Here is a 20,730-nt window from a genome sequence, read left to right on the forward strand (position 1 = left end):
AACTTTGCTTTCGGTGATCATAGCGATTGTTGTTAGTATTTATTTGTATTTCAGCACTATAAAAATATAACAATTTTCGCTAATCACCAATTTTTTAGACAGTTATAATTCATCGAACTCACGTTAATATAATGAATGGGGGGTGTCGTAATAAGCGACACCCCTCATTTCTAATTAAAAAGTTGATATTTACTTCTTCTTACTCAAATCAAGAATACGGACATTACGAAACATTACACCCGCTCCATGACCACAGAAGCTGATATATCCGTCTTTATTGAATAAGCCCTGATGATTCTTATGGTCAACTGTGTAAGGATTAACGTCACCTCCATCAGGAGCGACATTATGACCTTGGCAAGCCTGACGAATATCACCATCGGTTACAACTACGCCGTCAACTGTGACTGTGATATGATCGCCAACAGCTTTAATCTCCTCTTTATGCCATGTCCCAATAGGACCGAAATCGATATGCTTTGGCACGATAATTCCATAAACAGAACCATGCTGCTGATAGGGTTGAAGGTCCGCATAAATAGGGGCATCATGATCAAGCACCTGAATCTCCATTCCTTCATAAGCAGCATCAGCGCCTTCCTTCGTCCGGATGCCGATACCGTTATTAACGCCTTCTACACCAAAACAGAACTCAAAGCGATAAACGAAATCACTGTACTTCTTGTTGGTATACAAATTGCCCGTACCTCCATAATTAGCGGTAACATAAATGTTACCATCAACCGGAACATAAGCCGTAGTATTGCCATGCCATTTCTCTAACGAGCGTCCATCGAACAACACTTCGAAACCGGCCTTCTTCTCCTCTTCCGGAAGAGTATAAACCGGAGTACTCGGCAGTTCATTGATATAAAGGTTACGAAGTTGAACACTGCCATTCTTTCCCGTAACAATCTCAATCAAACCGTTAGCATTGATTGACTTGCTTTCAGGAGTATTCTTCATGATGGCATTCTCAACCACTTTCTCTCCATTAGAAGAAATGAAAATACGGTCGTTTAATACCTTAATATATAAGTTATTCCACTCACCTTTCTGAGCCATACCTTTCGCGTCGTTGAAGTTGAAAGCAACCTCGGTAGGATTTAAAGTAACCTCCGGCATGGAACGTACAGAAACAGTAGCCGCATCATCTGATTTCCAATCAATATACATCTCAAAGTTTTCATAGCTCTTTGCGCTCTTGAAAGGCTTCTTATACGCAACTTCTACTACATCAACAGGAACAAAACCATTATCCGTGCATTTCTCAAGCAAACCATTAATCTGGTCAATTGCATAACCGGAATCAGCGTCAGTCTGAGCACGGTAAACATCCTGAGTCTTCTTCAAAATAGATTTAGCGACAGAACCACCCAGCAGATTAACTTCCTTATTATTCATAAGGCTCATAACAGCCGAAGCGGCATGTAATTTAGACGCGCCATCCAAGTACTTTGAAACAGCCATTAAAGCCGGAAAGTTCTTTGTCGCGCCAAGGTTCTCAACCAATGCGTTTTGAACAGCAGTCGAAGGTTCCAGATCTAAAGCATCAGACAGAAGTTGGAATTTCTGAATATTATTCTTATCAGAAGCCTTTACCAAAGCAAGGTATCTATTCAGGATATTATCCTTATTAGAAGCACTTTCCTTGGCAGCCAGACTATAAAGAATATCAATCATCTCCGGATTATTGACAGTCAGCAAAGACTTCAGAGCCTCAGCCTTATTGCTTCCAGAATTATAAGCACTTAAAAGTTTTTCTATTGCCGCGCTGTTACCGGCCTGACCTAAAAGCGGATAGTAAAGATCAGCCTTAGATGTCTTAACCAACTGACTGTTAATCAGGTTATATTGTTCATCGCCGGAGAGTGTCTTGATGGCATTCAAAGCTGCCTGCTGAATCTTCGCGGTATTCTGATCAGACTCCATCATCGTGCAGAGAGCAGCGAAGTTGCTCGGCTGAACAACACCGGCTAACGCTTCGTAAGCAGCAGACTTCACATTCGCGTCAGAAGAGTTCAACAAAGAAGTAACTTTTTCGTAAGCTTTATACATCTTTCGAGCAGATGCCAATTTCAATGCAGCAGCCTGAGTTGCACCATCACCATTCAACGCGGCAATAATTCCGTCTTCAATATTTCCATTGAAAGCTAAGAGAGCGGAATCTACATAATGAACATTGTTTCCATTCAGCTTACTTGTCAAAGCATTCAATGCTTTCCGCCCACCAATCTTACCGGCTGCCAAGATAGCCGCATTAGCCAAATCTGTGTCAGAGGAATTCATGGCACCTATAACAACATCTACCTGATCGGTACGGTGATTAGAACCTAACCAACTAACTACATCCTGTTTAGAAGCATCAGAAAGAGCAGAGATTTGATTAGCAACGGAACTGAAGATATTGCTTCCCGCATATTTCTTAGCATACTCCAAAGCAGCCGTGCGATACTGGCGACTGCCGTCTTTCAACGCAGAAAGAATATTATCAGTCAAGTTCTTCTTATCAGATTTGAAAAGTAACTCCAGAGCTGCAATACGGAGGTAATCCTTTCCGCTATTTTGCAAACTTTTAATTTCCTTACTTAAAGCTTTCTGTACTTTCTTATTATTTGAAAAAGAAAGATTATTCAACAGAGAAAGATAATCATCTTCCGCGCCGGAAGCTTTCAACTCTTTCAAAGAAGCAATCGTTCCAATCTTACCCAAAGCATGGTAAATAGAACGTTTAGTAGTAACATCATTACTTCCTTTCAGCCAAGAAAGCAATATGTTTTCTACCTCTTCATTACGAATGTTTTTAAATGCAACGATATCAGCCAAAGAAGACATATCCAAACCACCGTTCTTTACCATATCAATAATGGCATTATCTATATCCGGCGTAGCCTCGATAGCACGAACAGCATAACCTTTCAGATAATCATCTGATAGATATTTAGTAAATACAGAAAGATTATCTTTAGTAGCAAATTTCTGAATCAATGTTATTAAAAATGCTTTGTTCGCGTTATCATTACACTTTTCCAAACTATTAACCAAGCCTTGACGAACATTCTCTTTCAGATTACTATTATCCGGAGCATTAACATAGTCGGCAATACCGTTTAAAGCATACTCGAATGTGGCGTTTTTACCTGTTGAGGCATTTGTCAACATACCTGCAATTTGCTCAACACCTTTAGAACCGGTACCTGCGAGTTCACTGATAATCTGATTATAAGTATCCGCATTCTGAGCAGGTAACTGAGCAAGGTTATCGGCAACAATAGTTTCAACCGTACGGTTACGACTATCCAACTGAGCTGAAGCAGCTAAACTGAACGCCAAGAAGAACGTCAGTAAAGCGATGGAATATATATTTAATCTTTTCATACTTCTATACTTTTAAAATTATAACTTCCATGGAGCACGCATTGGTTGATAAATCAACGCATTAGCTGCATCATCATTAACAAATCTAACATTTTTCGGATCGAAGTTCAATACTTGACGATTCAAGCGCAAAGCAACGGTACCAAGGTTAACCAACGTACAACTGTTAAATCCATTCATTTCGTTCAACGCGAATTTCTGACGAGTATGAATACAATCATAGAAGCTTGTCAACTGTGGTTCCGGATCAGGATACTCGGCCAGTTTATCCATAATATTAGGTATAGTGCAACGGAATCCTTTATAAACTTTACCTTTCGGGCCTTCGATGTAAGCTGTATCTCCCTTACTTTCAAAGCCTTCACCCTCAAGAACAATCTGACACCCATCGGCATACGTATAAGTAATCTTACGCCAAATGCCTACTGCGTCAGGATGCTGCTGAGGCGCGTCGCATTCTATCTTTACAGGTAATTCATCATCTTTTCCCAACAGATACTGTACCGGATCCAGATAATGCTGTCCCATATCGGTCAATCCTCCACCATCATAATCCCAGTAACCACGGAATGTTTGATGAACACGGTGCTCATTATATGGTTTATATGGAGCAGGACCTAACCAAAGATCGTAATCCAATTCTTTGGGAGCCGGTTGTGGAACCAGATTCTCTTTACCAACCCAATAGAATTTCCACGCGAAACCTGTTGTTCCGGAGACAACAACCTTCAAAGGCCATCCAAGCAAGCCACTGTTAACCAATTTTTTCAGAGGTTCAACGGTAGTACCCAGACCATAGAAAGTATCTTGGAACCGGAACCATGTGTTCAGACGGAACATTCGCTTATAACGATTAACGGCTTCCTTAACGGCAAGCCCTTCACCAATAGTTCTTGTCATAGGCTTTTCGCACCAGATATCCTTTCCGGCCTTAGCAGCTTCAATAGACATCAAAGCATGCCAGTGTGGTGGTGTAGCAATATGAACAACATCTATGGTAGAATTATTTATCAAATCCCAGAAGTTATGATAGGTAGTAACGTCCTCATGGTATTTCTCCTTAGCCGTTTTTTTTGCCCTATTCAGGTGGTTATCGTCAACATCGCACAAAGCCATTAGCCTGCAATATTCACTGCTGTATAGGTGCGGATAACTTGATCCCATACCACCGAGTCCTATTACTCCTTTAGTTAACTGATCACTTGGAGGAATAAAATTATTACCTCCCAACACATGACGCGGAACGATGGTAAACAATCCTAAACCACCAAGCGTCTTTAAAAAGGTTCGTCTGTTTGTAGCCATTTTTTTGTTTTTAGGTATCTAAATTTAAAATTTTAAAGTATGCAAAGGTAATGAATATATTTGGTAATAAGAATATTGAAATAACTAAAATAACACAAGTTCAATGAAAAATAAGCAGTTATATTAACGATTGTTTGTTGGTGACTTATCACTTATTATTTGCCAGATCTATTTAATCTGTCATCAAAAGAATTCGAAAAGTAATCCGTATGAATTACCCAACTCATACGAATGATTCTATTGTTTCACAGGAGTGAAACAATCGTCTCACAGGAGTGAAACAACTGTCTCACTATTGTGAAACAAATGAATCACTTAAGTGAAACGAAGAAATCTTCTGATGAATACGGCAACTTATATGGTTCACTTTCACGTCTATACGCATCAAAATAATAGTTGTTATGATTGGCTGACAAAAATAAAAACTCCGCCTGAGGAGTTTTGCTCTTCAGGCGGATCAATGATTGTATAAAAGTTATTCTAAAGTCGGGTTGAATGTACCACCCCAATTATTATTTTGCTCTAAACCTTTATTTCTATCCAAAGAACTTTTCTGTATTGGGAAGAAATAATACGTATCAGGAACAATATTAACTTTTACACCGGAGAATGGAATCTGATGAATAATATAGCGAAAGTCTTTCTCTGTCAGTTCAAACTTAGAAGCTTTTTCCTTAGCCTCTTCCATTGACATGTCGGAACCATCTGCATTAATAGCGATTGATTCGATACCATGCTTGGTTGTTTCATTCAGACGGTCAAGCATACGCAAACGACGTAAATCCCAGAAACGGAATCCCTCAAAACAGAATTCAATATTACGTTCCTGAAGAACAGCCTCACGAAGCGATTCTTTAGAACTGATGTCCATACCATAATTGCCATCATCGCCGGGTTCGATGCCTGCGCGTTCACGAATCTGTTTCAATATACTGATTGCTTCGTCACTATGACCGGTTTCATTCGCTGTTTCCGCGTAATTCAACATAACTTCCGCAAAACGCATAATGATATAATCAATATCATATTGTTGTACTTGAGCCTGAGACAATTTCGTATCGCTGGCCTTACGGATAAAGAAACCGGAATAATTGTTCAAGTTAGTACTATTCACATTTGCCTTTGGATTTGTTCCGAAATCATCCAACTCATGAGCAATTCCCAACGCGGTATATTGACGTCGATTAGCAGGAGTCCCTCCTACAGCATACTGACTTGCATTCCAAATAACAGACTTGTCAAAACGCGGATCACGATTCTGCCAATAACACTTAAGGAAATCCTCTTCGGAAGCAACATAGTATTTACCTTTCGGATCATTGTATTGCTTTCCGTCTTTCATTGGGAATTCTTTCACAAACTCCCACGTCGGGCTATAAGAAGCATTACCTCGACTTAAAGATCCGGGACGTACTCCGTTATCCCAATTAGCGACTTTATTGGGATACTGATTGATAACAGCAAAAACAACTTCCGGGCCGGCCTCTTTCAAGAAGATATCATCATAATCGCTTGCTAATTTATAGCCATTTGAAGATAATGTATTATACGCGTCCTGACAAGCGGTATAAGCTGCCTGCCAATCTGCGTTATCCCACGGATGTGAAGGATGGAATTGTGGAGAAGCCTTATAAAGTAATACTTTTGCCTTGAATGCTTTAGCAAAGCACCCGTCTATGTGACCATATTCAGCAGAAGTCTTCGAGATAGCCAAAGGCAATTTAGAGAAAGCCTCATCTAAATCTTCAATAATAAACTGAAAACACTCAGCTGTAGAGTTACGTTTTACATACAAATCGTCCTTATCCTTATCCTGAGGTACCTTAATATAAGGTACACCGCCATGATACTTTACCATATCGAAATAAACATAAGCACGCATAAATAAAGCCTGACCGACAATTTCGTCTTTTACAGTCTGTGATAACTGTCCGTTTGTCGTATTCTGTATAATTTCATTTATCTGACGGATAGTTTCATATTTCCATCGCTTAAAATTATCATTTGTAATCGTAACCAAGTCCTGATAAAAAGCAATTCCGTCAACTTGTTGAGAATAAGCATCAGCTCCGGCATTCCAATTACCGAACACGTTTGCGTAAAGATTGGTAAGATAAGCCTTAGCCAGATTCTCATCATTCCAAACCTTATCGGCATCATAACTATATATATTTTCTATATCCAACGTATTACAACCTTGAGCAGAAAATAATGTTACCAAAAGGAGTAATATATATGATATTTTCTTCATAATCTTAGCTTTTAAAATTTAACATTTAAACCAAACGTAAATGATTTCATCAAAGGGAAGGAATCGTAGCAATCCTGTTCAGGATCCTGGAATTCTGTCATGGCAGAAATAACAAATAGATTAGTTCCATTGAAGAAGATCTGAGCGCCTGTCAAACCAAGATGAGATATAATACTCTTAGGAATATCATAACCTACATTCAAGTTCTTTAAACGAAGGAATGAACCGTTTTTAATCCAGAATGACTGACTTCCGGTTCCTGATTCATACCAGTTACTACCTACAGGACGAGGATACTTGGCATTCGGATTTTCCGGAGTCCAAACATCATCAGCCCAAATAGGATAATATGGACGAATAGCACCACCATACTGACGTATACCGGCAGCACCCTTACCCGGAGCATCACCAAGATTACTAATCATACAGTCGTAATTACCCACTCCCTGGAAGTGAGCGTCAACAGAAATACCCTTCCAAGAAATGCTGCCACCAAAACCGAAATTGATACGAGGCGCTCCATTATCGGAAAGCAACTGGATATCATTCTCGTCAATCTTACCATCAGGACCTTTTGAATATCCGTCACCTCGAATATCTTCAAAGTATAAACCTCCTAAATACGGATCACGACCAAACTGTTTAAATCCTTTTGCTTTCAGAGCATCCACTTCTTCCTGCGTACGAAGCATACCAAGTGTCTTATAACCGGTAATTTTGTTCAAAGAATGACCAACAGCAGATAAATCCTCAAGATTACCACCTTTAGCATATAAAGCAGTTTCATCTAATACATCCCATTGGTCTTTTGAATAGCCAATGTTTCCATATACAGAATAATAAATCCGGCCATCCAAAGCCTGATCTCTCCAAGTCGCATTGAACTCCGCGCCTCTCCATGAGCGTTTAGCGTAATTCTCGGGAGCAAGACTCTGTCCGTATGTATCGGGTAATGTTACAATACGTGAACCAAGAATATGATCTTCTTGACGATAGAACGCATCGAATGATCCGCTTAATCGACTGTTCAGAACTGCGAAATCAAATCCTACATTATAAGTTCTGGAGGTAGCCCAAGTTAATCGGGTATTTGGCGTATCCCCCGGTTTAATACCTAAATTCAAGTTATTACCAAATATATACGAATTACCTGATTGATAGGTAGGAATATACGAGAATGGGGTAATTTCCTCATTATCTACATCCAAATCATTACCTGTCGTACCATAAGACGCACGCAATTTGAAATCATTCAACCAGCCCTTAGTTCTTTCCATGAACTTTTCTTCACTCATACGCCAAGCCAAAGAGAATGACGGGAAGAAACCCCAACGCTTATCTTTCGGGAACAATGTGTTGCCATCATAGCGGAAAGAGAATTCTGCGATATACTTATGCGCATAGCTATAATTGAAACGACCAATCCAAGAAAGACGACCGCCTGTAACTTCTTCTCCTTCACCCCAACGGCGCTCGGTATCGTTTGAATACACAAACATCTGATCATAATATGTAAGTGGCTGTTCTGCCCTTGCAAAGATATTTTCACCACCATTCTTTGCCTGCTCCCATATTACTGAAGCTGCTATATCGTGTAAGCCAAAGGTATTGGCATAATTAACAAACCAGTTAAACTGTTCACTCCACAAATTCTTCAATCGGTAATTCAGGTTCTCCTGATTCTGAGAGAAGGTGAAGATATTAATGTTGTTCGGATCGGGAGGAGCCGGGATGAAACGGTTACCATCAGCATTCGCCGGACGCCAAACATAATTATGCTGATATGTCAAATACTTCTTACGAGTATAATCGTTACCAATATAGTTGCCCACGACTTTCGTACTCAAACCCTGTAAAATAAATTTCAAATCGATATCAAATGACAACGTTGCATTCAGCTCACGTTTACGCGTCTTTATATAACGCTGATCACTGATAACCTGATCGATGACACTCCATGCCTGCCAGCTACCCATAGGAGTCTGTACCGGATAATCTGTAACTTCTCTGTTATCAGCCGGAGTTCCATCTGCATACAAATAGAACGGATAAGTCTTAGGCCAATTAAATGTACAACGGTAAAGATCGGCTACTGTCTGTTCATCATCACCGGAGAATGGCCAATAGAAACGACGCTGATTAGACTGATTTCCGGCAATATTCACATTCATCTTAATAGCATCGGTAATCTTAGCTGTTACATTCGAACGGAAGTTGACCTTCATATTTTCCATATTCTTATAAGAGCCTTCTTCCTTTATAAAACTTGCTAAGGTATAATAAGAAATACGATCGCTGGCACCTTGAACACTCATTGAATGTTTCGTATTCCAAGGAGTCTGCCAGATATAATCGTTTACATTATAACTTCTATTCTTGAAATAATCAAATTCAACATCACCATTTGGCTGGGACTTACCCAAGAATTCAGCCACTCGATTCTGATAAATCAACTCGTCTGTCGCTGTTGTTCTGTCAGACATCAGTTCCATGGTAGGAGTCATAAAGGTATAAGAACCCTGATAATTAAATTCCGGTTTCTTAGGTGTAGCTGTTCCTGTCTTCGTTGTTACCAATACAACACCATTACCGGCCTGTGATCCATATACAGAAGCAGTCGCCGCGTCTTTTAAAAAGCTCATCTGATCAATTTCTGTGGCTTCCAAAGCATCAAAAGCATCCTTATCACGAATGATACCATCGATAACATACAAAGGCTCACCGAATCCACCACGAATACGAACAGCAGAAGATGAACCCATCAAACCGGAATTTCCTGTAATGGTTACACCGGGAGCACGACCGGCCAAAGTGTTAGAGAAATTAGATGTAGCTATCGGACTTAATGCATCTGCCTTTACTGTAGAAATAGAACCGGTCATATTGACTTTCTTCTGAATTCCATATCCTACAACTACAACCTCATCCAACGTCTCAGAATCATCGGCTAAAGTAATCTGAAGGTTTGATCTGTTCCCTACAGGTACTTCTTTCGTAGTATAACCGATGAAAGAAACAACTAAAACAGCATTGTTAGAAGCGTTAACCACAAATTTTCCATCCATATCCGTAATGGTGCCAACAGTGGTACCCTTAACCAAGACATTGGCACCAATAATAGGTTCGCCTTGACTGTCTTTTACGATGCCGGTAACACTTTGTTGTTGCTTTGGACTATTTATCTCAATATCAGGCAAATAACTGGATGGTGGTGGTAATGGAGATGCAAAAACAATGCCGTTTATAGGGATACACGACAGAAGTACAATGCCCGCACACACCTTGAATAGATTTTTTTGACTTTTATACATTGTATAAGTATTAGATAAAATTAGAGAATTTGGGGGTTCTTCATTTCGAAAAAAGTAATTATACACGAACCCTTTTATGTATAACTAACCACAAGACTTTTTTATTCAGCATAGAATACTTTAATCTATATGAAAAAGTACATAGTATTAAAGAATCAAGGCCTTTTGTTCATATTTTTACCCTATCTTATTTTTTAGCGAACTAAGATAAAACGAATAAGATAAACAGATTCAAAACTATTAAATGTTTTAACCTTTTATAACATGTTATTTATAAAAGCATCATATATAACTAATAAGGACGCCTCTATCAAAAGTCCATACGATTAAAAAAGAGAAGTGTAAGAACAAGTAAAGCAATACGCATAAGCTTCCAACTTCATCAAATGCTTTTGTGAAATGATACGCATAAACGGCTCTAAGGTTCTAAAAAAATTACCGATTCATACGTATCATTTTTGATCTTTACATATATCAGTTTATCAGGGTAAAAGACAATCAATGAAAATTAAATTATGATTTTTGTTTTCAAAGCTATATCACATGGAAATATTTTAGAGAGCGGCTGGTGCCATTAATGATTTCTCATCGTTTACTAAATCAAAATCAAGCTGCTTCTTCACCAAATCGGCACGTACCACCTTTATCTTCACAGCATCGCCTAAACTATATTTATTCTTATGCCGACGTCCAACCAAGCAATAATTCTTATCATCAAACACATAATAATCATCGCTCAAACAATGGACAGGGACCATACCTTCACACTTATTCTCATCAATCTCCACATAAATTCCCCATTCCGTCACACCAGAAATGGTACCATCGTAAACTTGCCCGATACGTTCACTCATATATTCAACCATCTTATATTTTATAGAATCACGCTCGGCATTTGCTGCTATCTGCTCCATATCGGAACAATGCTCGCAAAGCTCTTCATATTTATCTGCCGAAACAGTTCTTCCTCCACCCAAATAACGAGTCAGCAAACGGTGAACCATCATGTCGGGATAGCGGCGTATAGGTGAAGTAAAATGCGTATAGAAATCGAAAGCCAAGCCATAATGCCCAATATTATATACAGAATAACGAGCCTTTTGCATAGTTCTCAAAGTAACCGTCTCAATAAGTTCCTGTTCTTTTTTATTCCTCACATCACTCATCAAACGGTTCAAGCTTTTAGCCACCTCACCTTTCGAACCGGAAGTGCGAATTTTATAACCAAATTTATTAATGAAAGTATTCAGATCTTCTAATTTACTCATTTCAGGAACATCATGAATACGGTAAGGGAACACTTTCGCTTTCTTAGCATGCGAAGCCTTTCCTACGCTTTCGGCAACAGTTCTGTTAGCCAACAGCATAAATTCCTCGATTAATTGATTGGCCTCTTTTGACTCCTTGAAATATACCCCAATCGGCTTTCCTTCTTCATTGATATCGAACTTCATCTCCACTCTTTGGAAGTCAATTGCTCCATTCGCCATACGGTTCTTACGAAGAATCCGAGCTAACTTATTCAGTTCTAAAACTTCTTCCGCATAATCTCCTTTTCCTGTCTCAATAATCTCTTGAGCTTCCTCATAACAAAAACGACGATCACTCTTAATAATAGTATGCACAATACGATGATGTAGCACTTCTGCTTTATCGTTCATCACAAAAATAACGGAGAATGTCAATTTTTCCTCATTCGGACGTAGTGAGCAAAGTACATTACATAAGCTCTCCGGCAACATCGGAACAGTACGGTCAACCAAATAAACGGAAGTTGCACGCTTATAAGCTTCCTTATCTATAATAGTACTCTCCTTCACATAATGAGTGACGTCGGCTATGTGAACACCGACTTCCCAAGACCCTGATGCCAGCTTTCGAATAGACAGGGCATCGTCAAAATCCTTTGCGTCCTTGGGGTCGATAGTAAAGGTAGTCACATTCCTGAAGTCCTCACGTTCGGTAATATCCTGCTGTGTAATTTCCCGCGTGAGCTTTTCTGCAGCTTTCTCAACTGCTGCAGGATACACATACGGCAACCCGTATTCTGCTAAAATAGCATGCATCTCCGCATTGTTCTCTCCTGTCTTTCCAAGGACATCAATTACCTGCCCGATAGGATTCTTCGCGTCCTCCGGCCAATCAATAATCTTAGCAATAGCCTTATCCCCATTCTGACCACCTTTTAACTTTCCTTTTGGAATAAAGATATCATTCGCTAAAGTACGATTTTCCGTCAGTAAAAATGCGTAGTATTTATCTATTTTTAAAGTTCCAACAAAAGTTGCGTCGGCACGTTGAAGGATTTCAATAACCTCTCCTTCCGGAGTATGGTTACGACGACGAGCAAAGAAGCCTATCTTTACTTTATCATTATTTAATGCGTGAGCAGAATTACGTTCTGCAATCATAATAGGTTCGCCACCATCTTCAGGAATGAATACATTCTTTCCATTACTCTTTCGCTGGAATATGCCGGTCATTACCGCCCCTTGTGTATTCAACTGATATTCATTAGATGATATTCTTTTCAGGAAAGCATCACTAACCATCTCCTCTAAAATATCAAAACACATGCGTTTTAAAGGATGAGTTGTCAAATGAAGTGCTGCGCTAATTGCTTTTAAACTGAAAACTTCGTCAGGACGCAAGGAAAAGAATCCATTTAACTTATCGACGAGTACATGTTTTGTTAATCGCTTTCCTGCCTTCTTTTCTTTACTTTTACTCATTGCTTATTAAATTTTAATATTTGTCTACAAAGTAAGCAAAATAATTAGAACATTGAACCAAAATAGTTGTTTTTTCATTCGGACAATCAAAAAGGATTTATATAAGGTCAATTTTTGCAACTGATAAAAAGAACATGATATTTTTTTTGATTTTTATTTTCGACTATAGTATCTTTGTTTGATTAAAAAGAATTGAAATGAACGAAACAATACTTATCACCGGAGCGAGCGGTTTCGTTGGCAGTTTCTTGGTTGAAGAGGGTTTAAACCAAGGTATGCAAACATGGGCTGGGATACGGAAAACAAGCAGCAAAAAATATTTGCAAGACTCCCGTATCCAATTTATCGAACTCGACTTCTCGCGTCCTGATATGCTTCGCCAACAATTGACTGAGTATAAAAAAGGACACAGAGAATGGGATTATATCGTTCATTGCGCAGGAGTGACTAAATGTATTCATCCGGAAGATTTTGATAAGACCAATTATATAGGTACAAAAAACTTCATTGAAGCACTGCAGGCACTCGATATGGTACCTAAAAAGTTTGTCTATATCAGTACACTAAGTGTATTTGGCCCTATTCATGAAAAGGATTATGCACTAATTAAAGAATCCGATGAACGTAAACCTAATACAGCTTATGGTGTCAGTAAACTTAAATCAGAAAACTTCATCTTATCACAAAAAGAATTTCCCTATATTATTTTTCGTCCAACAGGAATCTATGGTCCGCGAGAAAAAGACTACTTCCTACTGGTAAAGTCCATCAACAACCATATTGACATGTCTGTGGGATATAAAAAACAGCTCATCACTTTTGTTTATGTAAAAGATTTGGTTCAGGCAGTGTATAAATCACTGAGAAGAGATATCATTCGCAAGGCATACTTTCTGACTGATAACGCAGTGTATACCAGTCGTGCTTTCTCCGATTATATTCAAAAAGATTTAGGCAGCCCATGGGTAATACATATAAAGTGTCCTTTATGGGGATTGAAAATGATGTCCATCATTGCAGAATTCTTTGCAAGTTTACTGGGTAAAGTCAGTACGCTGAATCGTGATAAATATAAAATTATGAAACAACGAAACTGGCAATGCGATATTGTTCCTACCATCAAAGAATTGGGATATATGCCTGAATATCCGTTAAAACGAGGAGTTAAAGAAATAATTACTTGGTATAAAAAAGAAAGATGGCTTTAAGTTTATTCAAAAAATTGGAATACAAGGGATTTTTCGCCGTAGAGAGTATTACATTACTGTATAACGTCTTTACTGCTATTCTTATCTTTGTTCTCTTTCCTCGGATGGATCATCCTATTATCATGCTAATTGGGCGTGTTGTTATTGCTGCTATTACTTTTGGCTTACTATTTCTATATCGCAAATTCCCATATAAAGGTATAGCGTTTATTAGAATTGCATTTCAAATGTCTCTCTTGGCATATTGGTATCCTGATACATACGAGTTCAATCGATTGTTCCCGAACTTAGACTGCTATTTTGCTTCTGCAGAACAGTTTCTATTCCACTGCCAACCTTCTGTAGAATTTTCAAAAGTATGCCCTTCCATTTGGTTCAGTGAACCGTTTAATTTAGGATATTTCAGTTACTACCCTCTGATAGCTATAGTTACCGTCTTCTTTTTCTTTTATCAATTTAAATCATTCGAGAAGGTTTCATTCATGTTGGTAACCGCATTTTTCATCTATTATTTAATTTACATTTTCATTCCTGTAGCCGGCCCGCAATTTTATTTTCCTGCTGTTGGAATGGATAAAATTAATGCGGGCATCTTTCCTGCAATAGGTGATTATTTCAATACCAACGATGTTCTTCTTCCCGGCCCTGGATACGATCATGGATTTTTCTATAATATGGTTGAAGCTTCTCAAGAAGTAGGAGAACGTCCTACAGCAGCTTTCCCAAGTTCACATGTTGGAATTTCTACTATTGCCATGATTTTAGCCTTCAAAGCGAAACGTAAACTCGGCTATATATTACTCCCGTTCTATATTCTACTTTGTTGCGCTACCGTCTATATTCAAGCACATTATTTAATAGATGTCATTGCAGGATGGATTTCCGCTATCATTATTTATAAGCTAACAGAAATTGCATACAATAAATGGTTTATATCGGAACCTTTCAAATTAAAATAAAATATTTTTGTTTCAGATGTAATATTTCTCCATATTCCGTGTCTAATAAGTAAGAACAAAATTATAATTATGAAAAGAATAACATCTATCTTATCTGTCGCACTGGTTCTTTTCTTTATAGGAACCAATCTCTGTAGTTGTGTCTTTGCAGGAAAGTTTATCCGTCCTAATCGACAATACACTACTAAAGTTATTAATATAGGCTCATTTAATGCCGTTAATCTGGTTGGCAATTGTGATATAATTTTCACCCCTTCTACCGGCAACCAATCATTGGAACTATATGCCAGTGACAATGTTATTAATTACATCGAAGTATTTGTGAAAGATAATACACTGGTCTGCAAAATAAAAAAAGGCATTAATATTCTACGTAATAAAGATAAGATGGAACTCCGAATATCTGCTCCAATGATATCTAAAGCTGAAGTAACAGGTTCCGGTTCAATGTATTTTACAGCTGATACGGAAATACACGGTTCGTTGGACTTAGGAGTCACAGGAAGCGGAGATATTCAAATGGAAGGTTTGACATGCAAGAATTTGGAAACAGAGGTAACTGGAAGTGGAAACATCTCTGTCAACAATCTTAAAGCCGATGATGTTAATGCAAATGTTACTGGTTCCGGAGATATTACACTTGCCGGCAATATCTTTTCTGCCAATTATCAAGTTACCGGTAGTGGAGACATTCATGCGGACAACTTAATGGCTAAAGAAGTAAATGCGGAGGTCACCGGCAGTGGAGATATTTCCTGCTACGCCATTGAAACTCTAAAAGCAAACCGTTCAGGTAGTGGAGACATCCATTACAAAGGAAATCCACAGATCAGCACCAACAAAAATAATTGGTTACATCACATTCAATAAAATCAAATCAGTTTTTCTGACTCTCTGAAATTTTCTTTGATATAGTCGAGGATGTCAAACAGCTCCTCGACTTTTTCTGCTCTAAGCATCTTTATTCGGGTATCTCTAAAGTTAGGGATTCCTTTAAACAAAGGAGATGCAGCCAAATGGCGTCGTACATGAAGAATCCCTCGGCGCTCATCTAATAAGTTTACACTATCTATTACTTCTTGGCGTAATACATTCAGACACCATTCAAAGGATAAAGTCGGCAACTCCTTCCCTGTCTGTAAATAATGCTTGACTTCTTTAAAAATCCAAGGACGGCCAAAGCTGGCTCGGCCTATCATCACGGCATCTACACCATACTTGTCAAAGCATTCTTTTGCACGTTGGGGAGTAGCAATATCCCCATTACCAATAATAGGGATACGCATACGAGGATTCTCCTTTACTTTACCTATTAATGTCCAATCAGCCTCACCGGTATACATTTGCGCTCTGGTTCGTCCATGAATGGTAAGTGCTTCAATACCGCAATCTTGCAATTGTTCTGCCAATTCAACAATCATCTTATGATTGTCATCCCATCCCAAGCGAGTTTTAACAGTTACAGGTATCTTCACCGCATTAACTACCGAACGAGTAATTTCCAACATTTTCGGAATATTTTGAAGCATGCCTGCTCCTGCGCCCTTTCCTGCTACCCGTTTCACCGGACAACCAAAATTAATATCCAATATATCCGGCTTGGCAGCCTCCACTATCTTAGCAGCCTCCACCATAACATCAGTGTCTTTTCCATAGATCTGAATTGCTACAGGTCGCTCTTCGTCATTGATATGTAACTTTAACAAGGTCTTTTCAATAGAACGGATCAATGCATCTGCCGAAACGAACTCAGTATATACCAAGTCTGCCCCAAAACGCTTACATATCAAACGAAACGCAGGATCTGTCACATCCTCCATCGGAGCCAAACACACCGGATATTCTCCTAACTCAATCTCTCTGATTCTCATTATTTTGCTTTTACTGCTGCAAAAGTACTGAAAAAGTAATACCTTTGCATTAGAAAAAAAAGAAAACATGAGTTACTCCATAAAAGACTTTGAAATCATGGCTCCGGTTGGTTCACGAGAGTCACTTGCTGCAGCTATCCAAGCCGGCGCTAACTCCATTTATTTCGGTATAGAGAGTCTGAATATGCGTTCACACTCCGCTTCTCAATTTACTATTGACGACTTAAAAGAGATAGCAGAGATATGTGCTTCACATAATATCAAAAGCTACCTTACGGTCAATACAATTATCTATGACGAGGACATGTTGTTAATGCGTCAAATTATTAATGCGGCCAAATCGGCGAATATCAGTGCAGTCATCGCCTGTGATGTTGCCGTAATGGAGTATTGCCATCAAGTGGAGCAGGAAGTGCATTTGTCTACACAACTGAACATCAGTAATACAGAAGCACTGAAATTCTACGCCCGCTTTGCTGATGTAGTAGTATTGGCTCGTGAACTGAACCTTAAGCAAGTTAAAATAATTTACGACGCTATACAAAAAGAGCAGATTCGTGGACCTAAAGGAGAATTGATCCGTATAGAAATGTTCTGTCATGGAGCTCTTTGTATGGCTATCTCCGGAAAATGTTACCTCAGTCTGCATAACTTGAATTCTTCCGCCAACAGAGGAGCTTGCATGCAAGTATGCCGTCGGGCCTATACAGTGAAGGACAGGGAAAGTGATATAGAACTGGATGTAGACAATAAATACATCATGTCTCCAAAGGATCTGAAAACCATACGTTTCATTGATGAAATGATTGACGCGGGCGTCCGTGTGTTCAAAATCGAAGGACGAGCTCGCGGACCGGAGTATGTCCGTACGGTTGTTGGATGTTACAAAGAAGCGATTGAAAGTTATCTCAATAATACACTGACAGAAGAAAAGAAAGATGCATGGGATCAGCGTCTAAAGACTGTATTTAACCGTGGATTCTGGAACGGATACTATCTTGGTCAGCGATTAGGCGAATGGAGTAAAAACTATGGATCGGAAGCTACTGAACGTAAAGTATATGTTGGCCCGGGCGTGAGGTACTTCTCGAATATCGGGGTAGGTGAATTTGTGGTTGAAGCTTCTGAAATTAAAATAGGAGACAAACTTCTTATTACAGGTCCAACAACCGGCGCTGTTTTCTTAACATTGGAAGAAGCTCGAGTGGAGTTGAAGCCTGTTCAGGTTGTTCATAAAGGGGAACATGTATCGTTTAAAGTTCCGGAGAAAATCCGTCCAAGCGATAAGCTATACAAACTAATTTCTCCGGAAGAAATAAAAAGAATGAAAGTAAAGGGAATAAATAAATGAAAGTAAAAAATACCCTCATAATTCTGTTCATGTTGTTTGCGCTTCAAGCGAGAGCTCAAGAGCTAAATAACAAGACATACGGAGTTGTCAATATCTCTGTTTGCAATCTTCGTGTCACTCCCGATTTTGACGCGGAGATGTCTACTCAAGCTTTGCTTGGAACACCGGTCCATGTACTCAACTTAGATAAATGGTATCAAATACAGACTCCGGACACCTATACCGGTTGGGTACATCCCAAAGGAATCTACCGCATGACAAAAGAAGAATATTCGGCTTGGAATAAAGCAGAGAAAGTTGTCATCACCGCACTCTTCGGAATAGTTTACGACCGGCCGAGTGATAAGGGGGAAACCGTTTCAGATGTCACAGGTGGAGATCGCCTAAAATTCCTTGGAAAAAAGAAACATTTCTATAAAGTGGCATATCCTGATGGACGCATAGGCTATGTAGCTGAAAAAATAGCAAAAATAGAAACGAAATGGCGTTCCCAAGTAAAACAAGATGCCTCCTCTATTATCAAAACAGCCGAAAGTATGATGGGCTTTCCCTATATATGGGCTGGTATGTCTCCGAAAGGCTTCGACTGCAGTGGTTTTGTCCGTACAATTCTATTCTTACACGACATCATCATTCCGCGCGACGCATCTCAAATGGCTTGTACAGGGCAACATGTAGATATAGCGTCCGACTTCAGCAACCTTCAATCGGGGGATTTAGTATTCTTCGGAAAGAAAGCTACTGCCGACAAAAAAGAACACGTATCGCATGTAGGCATTTACATAGATAATAACCGATTTATCCATTCTATGGGCGATGTACATTTAAGTAGTTTTGATCCTAATGATATGTACTATGACTCATACAATCTAAACCGATTGCTTTACGCGGTCCGCTTCTTGCATCTCATCAACAAAGACGCTGCTTACACCACCACTAAAACGAACTCTTATTATAACGAATAGTATGACTGACAGACGACAATTTCTAAAAATGATGATGCTGGCCATGGGAGCCGCAACTACCTCTAAAAGTAGTCTTGCTCATCCTTTCTATATCAACCATGGCAGTCGTGCTCACATGAAGCTAAAATTCTTTCCTTATGAGCTGAAGCTACAACATGTGTTTACGGTGTCTTCCTATTCCAGAACCACTACTCCCGACGTACAAGTAGAGATAGAATATGACGGAATAACCGGATACGGAGAAGCTTCCATGCCACAATACTTGGGACAAACCGTAGAAAGTGTCACTCATTTTCTGGAAAAAGTCGACTTAAGTCCATTCACAGATCCTTTTCAAATAGAAGATATTCTGACTTATATAGATAGTTTATCGGATAAAGATACTGCTGCCAAAGCTGCTATAGACATTGCTTTACACGATTTAGTAGGCAAACTCCTGAATGCTCCCTGGTATAAGATATGGGGATTAAATAAAGAAAAGACTCCGAACACCACCTACACCATTGGAATAGACACACCGAAAGTAGTAAAGCAAAAGACATTGGAGTGTGCAGAGAAATTTAAAATTCTAAAAGTAAAAGTAGGTGGAAATAATGATAAGGAGATGATTGAAACCATCCGAACCGTAACTAATTTACCTATTGCCGTAGATGCTAACCAAGGATGGAAAGATAAATATTACGCGCTTGACATGATTAATTGGCTTCATGAACATGGTATAGTCATGGTAGAACAACCTATGCCGATTGATCAGTTGGACGATACAGCGTGGGTGACAGCACACAGTCCGGTGCCCATCTTTGCAGATGAGTCTGTTCAGCGACTGAAAGATGTACTGCCTTTGAAAGGAGCTTTTTCCGGAATCAATATCAAGCTCATGAAATGCGCAGGCATGCACGAGGCTTGGAAAATGATTAATTTAGCCCGCGCTACCGATATGAAAGTAATGATAGGTTGTATGACAGAAACTTCGTGTGCTGTCTCAGCCGCAGCCCAGCTCTCCCCTGCTGTCGACTTTGCCGATTTAGATGGAAACCTGCTCATCACGAACGACCGGTTTGAAGGAATGTTAGTCATTAATGGAAAAATCGTACTCCCTGACAGACCGGGTATAGGTATCAAAAAGATTTAACACCTTATTTGACGTGAATTCGGCACATTTAAAATAATACAATTCTATGTATCATTGCTTCTTCTTAAAAGGATACACTGCTAACATCAACTATATAAGCTATTGCCCTGACGCGTATGAAGATGAAAAGTGACGCAGATGAGTTGATTGATTCATGCGTATGAGTTGGACAAGTCATCCGCATGAGTTGATCGATTCATCCGCATGAGTTGAGTGACTCATACGTATGACTTTCCCTCCATCTCTTTATGACAATATTAATGAACC

12 protein-coding genes are annotated in these 20,730 nt (G+C 39.2%); 6 read left to right on the forward strand and 6 right to left on the reverse strand.

What is annotated here, in order from left to right; genetic code table 11:
* Positions 1-189 precede the first annotated feature (189 nt).
* The 5 genes from LO761_RS11295 to rnr form a co-directional block, all read right to left on the reverse strand.
* Entirely contained in the window at positions 190-3,378 is a 3,189-nt protein-coding gene (locus tag LO761_RS11295; RefSeq protein WP_272818387.1) for a family 16 glycoside hydrolase, read from the reverse strand.
* Between the two features lie 18 nt (positions 3,379-3,396).
* The gene (locus tag LO761_RS11300; RefSeq protein ID WP_272818388.1) at positions 3,397-4,683 is read right to left on the reverse strand and encodes a Gfo/Idh/MocA family oxidoreductase; all 1,287 of its coding nucleotides are present in this window, start codon (positions 4,681-4,683) and stop codon (positions 3,397-3,399) included.
* A 475-nt stretch (positions 4,684-5,158) separates the two neighbouring features.
* Entirely contained in the window at positions 5,159-6,934 is a 1,776-nt protein-coding gene (locus LO761_RS11305; protein ID WP_272818389.1) for a RagB/SusD family nutrient uptake outer membrane protein, read from the reverse strand.
* A gap of 11 nt (positions 6,935-6,945) precedes the next feature.
* Positions 6,946-10,245 (reverse strand): SusC/RagA family TonB-linked outer membrane protein, encoded by a 3,300-nt coding sequence (locus LO761_RS11310; RefSeq protein WP_272818390.1) that lies wholly within the window; start codon positions 10,243-10,245, stop codon positions 6,946-6,948.
* A gap of 554 nt (positions 10,246-10,799) precedes the next feature.
* Positions 10,800-12,977 (reverse strand): ribonuclease R, encoded by a 2,178-nt coding sequence (gene rnr, locus LO761_RS11315; RefSeq protein WP_272818391.1) that lies wholly within the window; start codon positions 12,975-12,977, stop codon positions 10,800-10,802.
* Positions 12,978-13,174: 197 nt separating this feature from the next.
* On the opposite strand from rnr, the gene LO761_RS11320 reads away from it, so the two are divergent.
* The 3 genes from LO761_RS11320 to LO761_RS11330 all read left to right on the forward strand — a co-directional run bounded on the left by LO761_RS11320 (position 13,175) and on the right by LO761_RS11330 (position 16,014).
* Positions 13,175-14,185 carry an NAD-dependent epimerase/dehydratase family protein gene (locus LO761_RS11320; RefSeq protein ID WP_272818392.1) on the forward strand — a complete coding sequence of 337 codons (1,011 nt, stop codon included), beginning with the start codon at positions 13,175-13,177 and terminating at the stop codon, positions 14,183-14,185.
* Positions 14,176-15,144, forward strand: a complete 969-nt coding sequence (locus tag LO761_RS11325) for a phosphatase PAP2 family protein (protein WP_272818393.1) — start codon at positions 14,176-14,178, stop codon at positions 15,142-15,144. Before LO761_RS11320 ends, LO761_RS11325 begins: the two co-directional genes overlap by 10 nt.
* A gap of 69 nt (positions 15,145-15,213) precedes the next feature.
* Positions 15,214-16,014, forward strand: a complete 801-nt coding sequence (locus tag LO761_RS11330; RefSeq protein ID WP_272818394.1) for a head GIN domain-containing protein — start codon at positions 15,214-15,216, stop codon at positions 16,012-16,014.
* Between the two features lie 2 nt (positions 16,015-16,016).
* Here the strand turns inward: LO761_RS11330 and dusB are convergent, their stop codons facing one another.
* Positions 16,017-17,015: a tRNA dihydrouridine synthase DusB gene (gene dusB / locus LO761_RS11335; protein WP_272818395.1), complete on the reverse strand. Its 999-nt coding sequence runs from the start codon at positions 17,013-17,015 to the stop codon at positions 16,017-16,019.
* Between the two features lie 67 nt (positions 17,016-17,082).
* Here dusB and LO761_RS11340 point away from each other — a divergent pair, with 67 nt between their 5' ends.
* Genes LO761_RS11340 through LO761_RS11350 form a run of 3 tightly spaced genes read left to right on the forward strand, consistent with a single transcriptional unit; the run spans position 17,083 to position 20,463 of the window.
* Positions 17,083-18,366 carry a peptidase U32 family protein gene (locus tag LO761_RS11340; RefSeq protein WP_272818396.1) on the forward strand — a complete coding sequence of 428 codons (1,284 nt, stop codon included), beginning with the start codon at positions 17,083-17,085 and terminating at the stop codon, positions 18,364-18,366.
* Positions 18,363-19,331, forward strand: coding sequence for a C40 family peptidase (locus tag LO761_RS11345; protein ID WP_407951566.1), 969 nt, complete (start codon positions 18,363-18,365; stop codon positions 19,329-19,331). The genes LO761_RS11340 and LO761_RS11345 overlap by 4 nt, the downstream gene beginning before the upstream one ends.
* A gap of 28 nt (positions 19,332-19,359) precedes the next feature.
* Complete coding sequence (locus LO761_RS11350) at positions 19,360-20,463, forward strand: dipeptide epimerase (protein ID WP_407951567.1); 1,104 nt, start codon at positions 19,360-19,362, stop codon at positions 20,461-20,463.
* Positions 20,464-20,730 lie beyond the last annotated feature (267 nt).

Source organism: Phocaeicola oris (assembly GCF_021295095.1).
Classification (GTDB): Bacteria; Bacteroidota; Bacteroidia; order Bacteroidales; family Bacteroidaceae; genus Phocaeicola; species Phocaeicola oris.

Coding starts and splice junctions, on each gene's coding strand:
- dusB (WP_272818395.1), bottom strand. CDS start 17,015: ATGAGAATCAGAGAGATTGAGTTAGGAGAATATCCGGTGTGTTTGGCT.
- LO761_RS11350 (WP_407951567.1), top strand. CDS start 19,360: ATGATGATGCTGGCCATGGGAGCCGCAACTACCTCTAAAAGTAGTCTT.
- LO761_RS11310 (WP_272818390.1), bottom strand. CDS start 10,245: ATGTATAAAAGTCAAAAAAATCTATTCAAGGTGTGTGCGGGCATTGTA.
- LO761_RS11345 (WP_407951566.1), top strand. CDS start 18,363: ATGAAAGTAAAAAATACCCTCATAATTCTGTTCATGTTGTTTGCGCTT.
- LO761_RS11325 (WP_272818393.1), top strand. CDS start 14,176: ATGGCTTTAAGTTTATTCAAAAAATTGGAATACAAGGGATTTTTCGCC.
- LO761_RS11320 (WP_272818392.1), top strand. CDS start 13,175: ATGAACGAAACAATACTTATCACCGGAGCGAGCGGTTTCGTTGGCAGT.
- LO761_RS11295 (WP_272818387.1), bottom strand. CDS start 3,378: ATGAAAAGATTAAATATATATTCCATCGCTTTACTGACGTTCTTCTTG.
- LO761_RS11330 (WP_272818394.1), top strand. CDS start 15,214: ATGAAAAGAATAACATCTATCTTATCTGTCGCACTGGTTCTTTTCTTT.
- LO761_RS11340 (WP_272818396.1), top strand. CDS start 17,083: ATGAGTTACTCCATAAAAGACTTTGAAATCATGGCTCCGGTTGGTTCA.
- rnr (WP_272818391.1), bottom strand. CDS start 12,977: ATGAGTAAAAGTAAAGAAAAGAAGGCAGGAAAGCGATTAACAAAACAT.
- LO761_RS11305 (WP_272818389.1), bottom strand. CDS start 6,934: ATGAAGAAAATATCATATATATTACTCCTTTTGGTAACATTATTTTCT.
- LO761_RS11300 (WP_272818388.1), bottom strand. CDS start 4,683: ATGGCTACAAACAGACGAACCTTTTTAAAGACGCTTGGTGGTTTAGGA.